Genomic DNA, 12,058 nt, shown 5'->3' on the forward strand with positions numbered 1-12,058 from the left:
GCATGAAGCATGACGGCGTGGCCGCTTACTTCTTGCGGATCTGCTGGAGCGTGCGCAGCTGAGCTGCAGCCTCGGCCAGACGTACAGCAGCAGCGCTGTAGTCGAAGTCCGCACCTTTCTCGTGCAGGGCCTTCTCGGCAGCCTTGACGGCTTCCTGAGCAGAAGCTTCGTCCAGGTCGCCAGCACGTTGCACGGTGTCGGCAAGTACCTTGACCATGTTCGGCTGAACCTCGAGGAAACCACCGGAGATGTAGAACACCTCCTTTTCCCCGCCTTGCTTGGTCAGCGTAATCGGACCTGGCTTCAAACTGGTGATCAATGGCGCGTGGCCCATGGCAATACCCAGGTCACCGAGTTCGCCGTGTGCAATCACCATTTCTACCAGACCGGAGAAGATTTCCCCTTCCGCGCTGACGATATCGCAATGGACTGTCATAGCCATCTGATTGCCTCAACCTGATGAGCGCCCGTTGCCGGGCGCCGGGATTACAGTTTCTTGGCTTTCTCGATCGCTTCTTCGATGCCGCCGACCATGTAGAACGCTTGTTCTGGCAGGTGGTCGTAGTCACCGTTGAGGATGCCTTTGAAGCCAGCAATGGTGTCTTTCAGGGAAACGTATTTACCCGAGGCACCGGTGAAGACTTCAGCCACGAAGAACGGCTGCGACAAGAAGCGCTGGATCTTACGAGCGCGGGATACCAACTGCTTGTCGGTTTCCGACAGTTCGTCCATACCCAGGATCGCAATGATGTCCTTCAGTTCTTTGTAACGCTGCAGCACGTACTGAACGCCGCGAGCGGTGTCGTAGTGCTCCTGGCCGATCACGTTCGGGTCCAGTTGGCGCGAAGTCGAGTCGAGTGGATCGACCGCTGGGTAGATACCCAGGGAAGCGATGTCACGGGACAGTACGACGGTGGCGTCCAAGTGGGCGAAGGTGGTCGCAGGCGACGGGTCGGTCAAGTCATCCGCAGGTACGTATACCGCTTGGATCGAGGTGATCGAACCTTCCTTGGTCGAAGTGATACGTTCTTGCAGAACGCCCATCTCTTCAGCCAGGGTCGGCTGGTAGCCTACTGCCGAAGGCATACGGCCCAGCAGTGCGGATACTTCAGTACCGGCCAAGGTGTAACGATAGATGTTGTCGACGAACAGCAGAACGTCGTTACCTTCGTCACGGAACTTCTCGGCCATGGTCAGGCCAGTCAGGGCTACGCGCAGACGGTTTCCCGGCGGCTCGTTCATCTGACCGTAAACCAGTGCCACTTTGTCCAGAACGTTGGAGTCCTTCATCTCGTGGTAGAAGTCGTTACCCTCACGAGTACGCTCACCCACACCGGCGAACACGGAATAACCGCTGTGCTCGATGGCGATGTTACGGATCAGTTCCATCATGTTTACGGTCTTGCCTACACCGGCACCACCGAACAGACCGACTTTACCGCCCTTGGCGAACGGGCAAACCAGGTCGATAACCTTGATGCCGGTTTCCAGCAGGTCGTTGCCGCCAGCTTGTTCCGCGAACGAAGGTGCTGGACGGTGAATGCCCCAGCGCTCTTCGGTGTCGATCGGGCCAGCTTCGTCAATCGGGTTGCCCAGTACGTCCATGATCCGGCCCAGGGTCGCTTTACCGACCGGTACGGAGATGGCAGCGCCAGTGTCGACAACGTCCAGACCGCGCTTCAAGCCTTCGGTGGAACCCATCGCAATGGTACGAACTACGCCGTCGCCCAGCTGCTGCTGAACTTCCAGGGTAGTTTCCGCGCCTTGTACTTTCAGCGCGTTGTAGATGCTCGGTACGCTGTCGCGTGGAAATTCCACGTCGATAACGGCGCCGATGATTTGAACGATACGTCCGCTACTCATAGCTGGATCCTCTGAATATTTGAACCGTTAAACCGCGGCAGCGCCGCCGACGATTTCCGAGATCTCTTGGGTGATCGCAGCCTGACGCGCCTTGTTGTAGATCAGCTGCAAATCGCTGATCAGATCACCGGCGTTATCGGTAGCGTTTTTCATCGCGATCATCCGCGCCGCTTGTTCAGCTGCGTTATTCTCGACCACCGCCTGGTACACCTGCGACTCCACGTAGCGCACCATCAAGCCGTCAAGCAGCTCTTTGGCGTCTGGTTCGTAGAGGTAGTCCCAGTGGTGCTTGAGTTCCTGATCCGGGGTCGCCACCAGTGGGATCAATTGCTCCACGGTTGGCTGCTGGGTCATGGTGTTGATGAACTTGTTGGATACCACGGACAGGCGGTCAATCCGGCCCTCCAGGTACGCATCCAGCATCACCTTCACACTGCCGATCAGATCATTGATCGACGGTTCTTCACCCAGGTGGCTGATAGCTGCAACGACGTTACCGCCGAAGTTACGGAAAAAGGCCGCACCCTTGCTACCAACGACACACAGATCGATCTCGACGCCGTTTTCGCGGTTTACCGCCATGTCCTTGACCAGGGCCTTGAACAGGTTGGTATTCAAACCACCGCACAAACCACGGTCACTGCTCACTACCACATAACCCACACGCTTGACTGCGCGGTCGATCATGAACGGGTGGCGGTATTCCGGGTTGGCGTTGGCCAGATGCCCAATTACCTGGCGGATACGCTCCGCATAAGGACGGCTAGCAGCCATGCGCATTTGTGCCTTGCGCATTTTGCTGACCGCCACTTTTTCCATGGCGCTGGTAATTTTTTGCGTGCTTTTGATGCTCGCAATCTTACTGCGAATCTCTTTTGCGCCTGCCATGTAACACCTATCAGGTTAGCAAGCGGGAGCCTTGCGGCTCCCGCTGCGGCTTACCAGGTTTGGGTGGCCTTGAACTTCTCGATACCGGCTTTCATGCCAGCGTCGATATCGTCATTGAAGTCACCCTTCACGTTGATCTTCGCCATCAATTCGGCGTGATCGCGGTTGAAGTAAGCAATCAGCGCTTGTTCAAAGCTGCCGACCTTGGCGATTTCAACGTCGGTCAGGAACCCACGCTCAGCGGCATACAGCGACAACGCCATGTCAGCGATCGACATTGGGGCGTATTGCTTCTGCTTCATCAGCTCGGTAACGCGCTGACCATGCTCAAGTTGCTTACGGGTCGCTTCGTCCAGGTCAGAAGCGAACTGGGCAAATGCCGCCAGTTCACGGTACTGAGCCAGAGCGGTACGGATACCACCGGAGAGCTTCTTGATGATCTTGGTCTGAGCGGCACCACCCACACGGGATACCGAAACACCGGCGTTCACTGCAGGGCGAATGCCCGAGTTGAACATGGCCGATTCCAGGAAGATCTGACCGTCGGTGATGGAAATCACGTTGGTCGGAACGAACGCGGAAACGTCGCCAGCCTGGGTTTCGATGATCGGCAATGCGGTCAGGGAACCGGTTTTGCCGGTCACTGCGCCGTTGGTGAACTTCTCTACGTATTCTTCCGAAACGCGAGATGCGCGCTCCAGCAGACGGGAGTGGAGATAGAACACGTCGCCTGGGTAAGCTTCACGGCCTGGTGGACGGCGCAACAGCAGGGAAATCTGGCGGTAAGCCACTGCTTGCTTGGACAGATCGTCATAGACGATCAGCGCGTCTTCACCGCGGTCGCGGAAGAATTCACCCATGGTGCAACCGGAGTACGGTGCCAGGAATTGCAGCGCAGGAGATTCCGAAGCACTGGCAGCCACGATGATCGTGTTGGCCAGGGCGCCGTTTTCTTCCAGCTTGCGAACCACGTTGGCGATGGTCGATTGCTTCTGACCAATGGCTACGTAGACGCAGAAAATGCCGCTGTTCTTCTGGTTGATGATCGCGTCGATCGCCAGAGCGGTTTTACCGATCTGACGGTCACCGATGATCAGCTCACGCTGGCCACGGCCGACAGGGATCATGGCATCGACAGCCTTGTAGCCAGTCTGTACAGGCTGGTCTACCGACTTACGCCAGATCACGCCTGGAGCAACTTTCTCGACCGCATCGGTCTCGGTGTTGCCCAGTGGACCTTTACCGTCAACAGGGTTACCCAGTGCGTCGACTACGCGACCCAGCAGTTCCTTACCAACCGGAACCTCCAGGATGCGGCCGGTGCACTTGGCGCTCATGCCTTCAGCCAGACTGGTGTACGCACCCAATACAACGGCACCTACGGAGTCTTGCTCCAGGTTGAGTGCCATACCGTAGACGCCGCCCGGAAACTCGATCATCTCGCCGTACATGACGTCGGCCAGACCGTGAATCCGCACGATACCGTCAGATACGCTGACGACAGTGCCTTCGTTACGGGCTTGGGAGGTCACATCGAGCTTGTCGATGCGGCCTTTGATAATTTCACTTATTTCGGAAGGATTGAGTTGCTGCATTGCTCTGCTGCCCCTTCAAACTCAAGATTTCAATGCTTCGGCAAGTTTCGCGATTTTGCCGCGAATCGAGCCATCGATAACCAGGTCGCCGGCGCGGATAACGACACCACCAATCAGGGATGCGTCCTCCGTAGCTTGCAGGCGCACTTCCCGATTGAGTCGTGCACTGAGAACCTTGGCGAGTTTGTCTTGCTGTTCTTGGTTCAATGCAAAAGCACTGGTCACTTCAACGTCTACCGATTTCTCCGCTTCGGCCTTGTACAGGTCGAACAGAGCGGCAATCTCCGGCAGTAGCGGGAGACGGTCGTTTTCGGCAACGACGTGGATGAAGTTCTGCACTTTCACATCAAACTTGTCGCCGCACACTTCAATAAAAGTGGCGGCCTTGTCTGCGCTCGTCAGGCGCGGGGCCTTGAGCACGCGCTGCATGGTGTCATCTTGCGACACTGCTGCAGCCAGGCCGAGCATGGCTGACCAAGAGGCCAGCTGCTGGTGGGCCTGGGCGTGCTCGAAGGCTGCCTTAGCATAAGGTCGGGCCAACGTGGTCAGTTCTGCCATGATCGCCCTCGCTTAAATTTCAGCAGCCAGTTTGTTAACCAGCTCCGCGTGCGCGTTTTGATCGATTGTGGCACCGAGGATCTTCTCAGCACCGCCGACCGCCAGAGCACCCAGTTGGGCACGCAGCGCGTCTTTGACGCCGTTCAGTTCCTGTTCGATCTCGGCATGAGCCGAAGCCTTCACACGGTCAGCTTCGACGCGGGCTTTTTCAACAGCCTCTTCGACGATCTGGTTGCCGCGCTTCTTGGCTTGCTCAATGATTTCAGCTGCCTGTGCTTTAGCATCGCGCAGTTGATGACCCACTTTCTCTTGGGCCAACTCCAGGTCGCGAGCTGCACGGCTGGCAGCGTCCAAACCATCAGCGATCTTCTTCTGACGTTCGTGCAAAGCCGCGATGACCGGAGGCCACACGAACTTCATGCAAAACACTACAAAAATGAAGAACGCAACGGATTGGCCAATCAGGGTTGCATTAATGTTCACGCCAACACCTCGCTCATTCGTTGTCCATCACCCCAATCAACTCGAAAATTCGAGTGATTAGCCAGCGAGTTGACCAACGAAGGGGTTCGCGAAGGTGAAGAACAGAGCGATACCAACGCCGATCATGGTTACGGCGTCGAGCAGGCCGGCAACGATGAACATTTTAACTTGCAGCATTGGGACCATTTCTGGCTGACGCGCTGCGCCTTCCAGGAATTTGCCGCCCAGCAGGCCGAAACCAATGGCAGTACCCAGGGCGCCCAGGCCGATCAACAGTGCAACAGCGATAGCGGTTAGACCAACTACAGTTTCCATCTTTCCTCCCGACTTTTACGTCGTATGGTTTAGGTTTTTTAGATTTTAAAGCGGTAAAACAAATCGTTTCATAGCCCTTTCAGGCCACCTTCCCGTTTCACCGGGAAGGACATCAGACTAGTCGAGACTGGTCTTAATGGTTCTCTTCGTGCGCCATCGACAGGTAGACGATGGTCAGCATCATGAAGATAAACGCCTGCAGGGTGATGATCAGGATGTGGAACACAGCCCACGCCCACTGCAGAACAACGCCCAGGCCGCTAAGCCAGAGCAGACCACTGCCGAACATCACAGCGATCAGAATGAATACCAGCTCGCCGGCATACATGTTGCCGAACAGTCGCAGTGCCAGGGAAATCGGCTTGGCGACCAGGGTTACGAATTCCAGCAGGAAGTTCACCGGGATCAGCAGGGCTTGAACGAAGATGTTCTTGCTGCCGAACGGGTGCAGGGTCAGTTCGCCGATGAAGCCGCCGATGCCCTTGACCTTGATGCTGTAGAAAATGATCAACGCGAACACCGACAGGGCCATGCCCAGGGTGGCGTTAGGATCCGTGGTGGAAACCGCACGGAATGGAATGTGGTGATCGCCGGAAATCAGGATGGCCAGTTGAGGAATCCAATCGACCGGTACCAGGTCGACGGCGTTCATCAGGAACACCCAGACGAAGATGGTCAGTGCCAGCGGTGCAATCACCGGGCTACGGCCATGGAAGCTGTCTTTCACGCTGCCATCGACGAATTCGACCAATACTTCAACGAAGTTCTGCAAGGCACCCGGCTGACCGGAGGTCGCCTTCTTTGCCGCCATGCGGAAAATCAGGACGAAGATCAGACCCAATGCGACCGACCAGCCCAGAGTATCCAGGTGGAAAGCCCAAAAGCCCATTTCCTTGGCTTCTGCTGCGGTGTGGGCGAAGCCCCAGCCGCCGTTGGGAAGCTGACCAAAGGTCAGGTTCTGCAAGTGGTGCTGGATATAGCCCGAAGCGGTTGTTTCTGCCATGGTTGCCTCAAACGCCCTAAGGTTTCGAAAGTCTTGTTTTCATTAGCAGGGGAGCGAACCAGCTGACCAGTTGGGTCAACACGAAGACGCCGAATACAGCCAGCGGCGCCAATGGCTTCACACCTGCAAAGGTCAGTGCAAACAGCACTGCCGTCAAAATCAGTTTCCCCGCCTCGCCGGCATAAAAAGACCGGACGATGGCCTGGGCTGCTCGGGCGCCGGAAAACCGAAAGGCCCTGTGAGCAAAATACATATTGGGCAGCAAGGCTATCAGGCCTCCGCAGAGTCCTGAATACCCGGCTACGACTCCATGCCAGTACCAAAGCGCCAATGCGGCGATCAGCACCATGACAAATTGAGCCAATAAAACCGGGAAAACGGCCAAGCGATGGAACGGCAACGTGTTTGGCGTGCGGGTTTCCATCACTCTTGCTCCTCAATGGTCGGCTGCCGGAAATCAATAACTTGGCATAATTTGTGCCGACAAAATGCGCGCAGAGTATAGGGGCGGTTCTGCCCCTATTCAACTGCCGGGTAGTGATTTCCGATCACGCGCTACATAAGCAAATGTTTCAGCGAATGTGGGCAAGGACGCCCTGAAGCTCATCGAGCGAGTTATATCCGATGACCAATTGGCCTTTGCCTTTCTTGCCATGGCGAATTTGCACCGCAGAGCCCAGGCGCTCGGCCAGGCGCTGCTCGAGACGCGCGATATCCGGATCAGGTTTGGCCGTTTCGACCGGTGCAGGTTTGCCACTGAGCCACTGGCGAACCAGGGCTTCAGTCTGACGAACGGTGAGACCTCGTGCGACAACGTGTCGCGCCCCTTCAACTTGTTGATTTTCCGGTAAACCGAGCAAAGCGCGGGCATGACCCATTTCCAGATCGCCATGGGAAAGCATCGTCTTGATGACTTCCGGCAGAGCGATCAGGCGCAACAAGTTGGAGACCGTGACGCGGGATTTACCCACCGCCTCGGCCACTTGTTGCTGGGTCAGCTGGAATTCCTGCTGCAAACGCTGCAGGGCGATCGCTTCTTCGATCGGATTGAGGTCTTCTCGCTGGATGTTCTCGATCAACGCCATGGCGATGGCAGTTTCATCCGAGACATCGCGCACCATCGCCGGGATGGTTTCCTTGCCGGCCTGCTGGCTGGCGCGCCAGCGGCGCTCACCGGCAATGATTTCGAAGCGGCCACCACCAATCGGGCGTACCACGATCGGCTGCATCACGCCCTGAGCCTTGATCGAATTGGCCAGCTCTTCAAGCGCTTGGGGATCCATGTCCCGCCGTGGCTGGTATTTACCGCGTTGGATCAGGTCCAGCGGCAGGTGTTGCAGCTCACGCTCGTCGGCCTGCACCGCTTGTTCTTCAAGGGTCGTGACAGTCGGACCACTCAGGAGCGCATCCAGTCCACGTCCGAGACCTCGTTTCTTGACGGCCATGGGGATTCCTTAAGTTGGCTGGGCTGCAGCAGTGCGTGAATTGCGGCGTTGGCGACGAACCATCTCGCCGGCCAGGGCCAGGTAGGCAATCGCACCACGCGATGTTTTGTCGTATGCCAAAGCCGGCATGCCGTAGCTTGGCGCTTCGGCCAGACGGATATTGCGCGGGATCACGGTGTCGTACAGTTGCTCGCCAAAGTGTTCCTTGAGCTGCGCCGAAACATCGTTCATCAGGCTCAAGCGCGGGTCGAACATGGTCCGCAGCAAGCCTTCGATCTGCAGGTTCGGGTTCAGCAACTCGGCGATACGCTTGATGTTATCCACAAGGTCGCTCAACCCTTCCAGTGCGTAGTACTCGCACTGCATGGGGATAATTACCCCATCGGCAGCCACCAAAGCGTTGAGCGTGAGCATCGACAGCGACGGCGGACAGTCGATCAGGATGTAGTCGTAATTCTCGCGGATCGGCGCCAAGGCACTGCGCAACCGGCTTTCTTTCATCTGCATTTCCAACAGCACGACTTCCGCCGCGGTCAAATCGCGGTTGGCCGGCAGCAGTTGATAACCGCCATGCTCGGAGTAGTGCATGGCCTGGGCGAGGTCGCACTCACCAATCAGCAAGTCGTAGACCGAGTTTTCCAGGCCGTGTTTATCCACACCGCTACCCATGGTGGCGTTGCCCTGTGGATCGAGATCGATCAACAGCACCCGGCGCTTTGTCGCGACCAGGGATGCTGCGAGGTTGATGCAGGTGGTGGTTTTGCCCACGCCACCTTTCTGGTTCGCTATCGCGAATACCTTAGCCATTCTTGCTTGTGTTCCCAATCATGCCGTGCGGCGCAGTATCAGCAGATGGCGTTGGCCTTGGCAACCGGGTACGGCCAAGGCGTGTTCGCTATCGAGGTGGAAGTCTGCCGGCAATGCTAACAGCTCGTCGCTTGGATGAACGCCCTTCATTGCCAGCCAACGGGTTTCGCGGTCGCCCAGGTGGCGGGTCCAGTTGCAGAAGTTCTCCATACTGCTGAATGCCCGGGAAACAATTCCGTTGAAAGGCTGCTCAGGCGTGAAGGCTTCAACGCGACTGTGGATAACTTGCAGGTTATCCAGCTTGAGTTCGAGTTTGACCTGGGTCAGGAAGCGGGTTTTCTTGCCGTTGCTGTCCAGGCAGGTCACTTGGGACTCGGGAAACAGGATGGCCAACGGGATGCCCGGCATGCCGCCGCCACTGCCAACGTCCAACCAGCGACCATTTTCGATGAATGGCATCACGCTCAAGCTGTCGAGCAAGTGACGGGACACCATTTCGTTGGGATCACGCACGGCGGTCAGGTTGTAAGCCTTGTTCCATTTGATCAACAGGGCCAGGTAGCCCAACAGCAATTCGTGCTGGACCGGGGTCAGGTCGACGCCCAACTGGTGTGCGCCTGTGGATAACTCTTCGGCGTGTTGCGAGGTGACCAACGAACTCAAGCGCTTTGCTCCAACTGACGGCCCGCGCCGCGTTTTTTCAAATGAATCATCAACAGCGAAATGGCTGCCGGGGTTACGCCAGGGATACGTGACGCCTGACCCAGGGTTTCCGGCCGAGTTATCCCCAGCTTGCTTTGAATTTCCTTCGACAACCCGGAAATGCCGGTGTAGTCGATATCCGCAGGCAGCTTGGTGTTTTCACTGGCACGCAGGCGAGCGATTTCGTCCTGCTGGCGATCAATGTAACCGGCGTACTTGGTCTTGATTTCAACCTGCTCGGCAACCTGTGGATCATCCGCGCCACCGCCGGTCACTTCGACCAGACCAGCGTAGTCGATTTCCGGACGGGACAGCAGGTTCAGCAAGTTGTATTCATGGGTCAGCGGTGTGCCAAATTTTTCGGCAATTGCATCACCCTGTTCGGTGCCAGGGCGAACCCAAGTGCTTTTCAGGCGTTGCTCTTCCAGTTCGATACTTTCGCGTTTTTGGCAGAAAGCGGCCCAGCGTGCGTCGTCGACCAGGCCCAATTCGCGGCCTTTTTCGGTCAGGCGCAAATCGGCATTGTCTTCACGCAGGATCAGTCGATATTCGGCCCGGGAGGTAAACATCCGGTACGGTTCCTGGGTCCCCAGGGTAATCAGGTCATCGACCAATACGCCGATGTACGCTTCATCGCGGCGTGGGCACCAGCTGTCTTTGCCCTGTGCGCGCAACGCGGCGTTGGTCCCGGCCAGCAAACCTTGGGCGCCGGCTTCTTCGTAGCCAGTGGTGCCGTTGATTTGCCCGGCAAAGAACAGGCCGCCGATCACTTTGGTTTCCAGGCTGTATTTCAGGTCGCGCGGGTCGAAATAGTCGTACTCGATGGCGTAGCCCGGACGCACGATGTGGGCATTTTCCATGCCGCGAATCGATTGCACGATCTGGATTTGCACGTCGAACGGCAGTGATGTGGAAATACCGTTCGGGTACAGCTCATGGGTGGTCAAGCCTTCGGGTTCGATGAAGACCTGATGGCTTTCCTTGTCGGCAAAACGGTGGATCTTGTCTTCGATCGATGGGCAGTAACGCGGGCCAATGCCTTCGATCACCCCGGAATACATCGGCGAACGGTCGAGATTCGCCGCGATGATTTCGTGGGTACGGGCATTGGTGTGGGTAATCCAGCAGCTGACCTGTTTCGGATGCTGCTCCTTGGAGCCCATGAACGACATGACCGGAATCGGCGTATCCCCAGCTTGCTCGGTCATCACTGAGAAATCCACGGAACGCCCGTCGATACGCGGCGGAGTTCCGGTTTTCAAGCGACCGACCCGCAGTGGCAATTCACGTAGACGTTGGGCCAGGGCAATCGACGGAGGATCACCGGCGCGGCCGCCGGAATAGTTCTGCATGCCGATGTGGATAAGTCCGCCGAGGAAGGTACCGGTGGTCAACACCACGGATTCCGCGAAGAAACGCAGGCCCATCTGGGTGACGACACCACGTACCTGGTCTTGCTCGACGATCAAGTCATCGGCGGCCTGTTGAAATATCCACAGGTTCGGCTGGTTTTCCAGGGTTTCGCGAACCGCTGCTTTGTACAGGATGCGGTCGGCTTGAGCCCGTGTGGCACGCACGGCCGGGCCTTTACGGCTATTGAGCACGCGAAATTGAATGCCACCCTTGTCGGTAGCCATGGCCATCACGCCGCCAAGGGCGTCGATTTCCTTGACCAGATGGCTTTTGCCGATCCCACCGATGGCAGGGTTGCAACTCATCGCACCGAGGGTTTCCACGTTGTGCGTCAGCAACAGGGTTTTTACGCCCATGCGCGCTGACGCCAGTGCTGCCTCGGTACCGGCATGACCGCCGCCGATGACGATCACTTCAAAACGGGAAGGGAAATCCACCACGCACCTCGTGCCTGCTTATGTAGGTAATTAGGAATTGATTGGTTGAGCTGGTTTTAGAGCTTTGGCGGCAAGTATAGGGACTTAGCCCTCCCTAAAGAACCCTTTGCACAAAATTTAACCAGCTGTGGATGAATCAAAGACAATAGAAATTAAAAGAGAGAAGTTTATTAAATCTTTGTTTTTATGTTTATTTCTACTGAGGCACCTTTCTGTGGATAGATCTCTACAGGCCTTTATTTTCTTCGTGTACAGCGCTTTAAAAGTCTGTGGTCATGTGCCCATGAGGGGCTTGGATAAGTGCTTTAAGCCTGTGGATTAAACAGGTGGTTATCCACAGGCGGGTTTTAGCCCAGGTTTCGAGCCCTGTTATCAACCGAGCACAGGGGCGGTTATTCACAGGGCTTAATCCACAGAAATGGGAGCACTGAAGCAAATTGCGCGCACGCGGAGGCCACCCACGACCTGGTTATGCATAGAGAAAGGAGGAAATCGGGGTACGCGAAAGAAACAGACAGGCGCGAATGGCCTGCCTATAGAAAACGAAAG

13 protein-coding genes are annotated in these 12,058 nt (G+C 56.6%); all 13 read right to left on the minus strand.

Going from position 1 to position 12,058, the window contains the following annotated elements:
* Nucleotides 1-25: 25 nt before the first annotated feature.
* The gene (locus ACODSV_RS14695; protein ID WP_024078251.1) at nt 26-442 is read right to left on the minus strand and encodes a F0F1 ATP synthase subunit epsilon; all 417 of its coding nucleotides are present in this window, start codon (nt 440-442) and stop codon (nt 26-28) included.
* Between the two features lie 44 nt (nt 443-486).
* The gene (gene atpD, locus ACODSV_RS14700; protein ID WP_015886645.1) at nt 487-1,863 is read right to left on the minus strand and encodes a F0F1 ATP synthase subunit beta; all 1,377 of its coding nucleotides are present in this window, start codon (nt 1,861-1,863) and stop codon (nt 487-489) included.
* A gap of 27 nt (nt 1,864-1,890) precedes the next feature.
* A complete protein-coding gene (gene atpG, locus ACODSV_RS14705) occupies nt 1,891-2,751 on the minus strand; it encodes a F0F1 ATP synthase subunit gamma (RefSeq protein WP_003233565.1) in 861 nt (286 codons plus the stop codon).
* Nucleotides 2,752-2,801: 50 nt separating this feature from the next.
* The gene (gene atpA / locus ACODSV_RS14710; protein WP_003177064.1) at nt 2,802-4,346 is read right to left on the minus strand and encodes a F0F1 ATP synthase subunit alpha; all 1,545 of its coding nucleotides are present in this window, start codon (nt 4,344-4,346) and stop codon (nt 2,802-2,804) included.
* 21 nt (nt 4,347-4,367) lie between these two features.
* Nucleotides 4,368-4,904, minus strand: a complete 537-nt coding sequence (locus ACODSV_RS14715; RefSeq protein WP_053258794.1) for a F0F1 ATP synthase subunit delta — start codon at nt 4,902-4,904, stop codon at nt 4,368-4,370.
* Nucleotides 4,905-4,916: 12 nt separating this feature from the next.
* Nucleotides 4,917-5,387 carry a F0F1 ATP synthase subunit B gene (locus ACODSV_RS14720; protein ID WP_015886647.1) on the minus strand — a complete coding sequence of 157 codons (471 nt, stop codon included), beginning with the start codon at nt 5,385-5,387 and terminating at the stop codon, nt 4,917-4,919.
* A gap of 57 nt (nt 5,388-5,444) precedes the next feature.
* A complete protein-coding gene (gene atpE, locus ACODSV_RS14725; RefSeq protein WP_002555987.1) occupies nt 5,445-5,702 on the minus strand; it encodes a F0F1 ATP synthase subunit C in 258 nt (85 codons plus the stop codon).
* Between the two features lie 133 nt (nt 5,703-5,835).
* The gene (atpB, locus tag ACODSV_RS14730) at nt 5,836-6,705 is read right to left on the minus strand and encodes a F0F1 ATP synthase subunit A (protein ID WP_024078254.1); all 870 of its coding nucleotides are present in this window, start codon (nt 6,703-6,705) and stop codon (nt 5,836-5,838) included.
* A gap of 16 nt (nt 6,706-6,721) precedes the next feature.
* The gene (locus ACODSV_RS14735; protein ID WP_024078255.1) at nt 6,722-7,129 is read right to left on the minus strand and encodes a F0F1 ATP synthase subunit I; all 408 of its coding nucleotides are present in this window, start codon (nt 7,127-7,129) and stop codon (nt 6,722-6,724) included.
* A gap of 148 nt (nt 7,130-7,277) precedes the next feature.
* Nucleotides 7,278-8,150 (minus strand): ParB/RepB/Spo0J family partition protein, encoded by an 873-nt coding sequence (locus ACODSV_RS14740; RefSeq protein ID WP_024078256.1) that lies wholly within the window; start codon nt 8,148-8,150, stop codon nt 7,278-7,280.
* Nucleotides 8,151-8,159: 9 nt separating this feature from the next.
* A complete protein-coding gene (locus tag ACODSV_RS14745) occupies nt 8,160-8,957 on the minus strand; it encodes a ParA family protein (RefSeq protein ID WP_015886651.1) in 798 nt (265 codons plus the stop codon).
* 18 nt (nt 8,958-8,975) lie between these two features.
* A complete protein-coding gene (gene rsmG / locus ACODSV_RS14750) occupies nt 8,976-9,620 on the minus strand; it encodes a 16S rRNA (guanine(527)-N(7))-methyltransferase RsmG (protein WP_489045044.1) in 645 nt (214 codons plus the stop codon).
* Nucleotides 9,617-11,509 (minus strand): tRNA uridine-5-carboxymethylaminomethyl(34) synthesis enzyme MnmG, encoded by a 1,893-nt coding sequence (mnmG, locus tag ACODSV_RS14755; protein WP_102623688.1) that lies wholly within the window; start codon nt 11,507-11,509, stop codon nt 9,617-9,619. Before mnmG ends, rsmG begins: the two co-directional genes overlap by 4 nt.
* Nucleotides 11,510-12,058: the final 549 nt, after the last annotated feature.

The organism is Pseudomonas sp. FG86 (assembly GCF_057808775.1).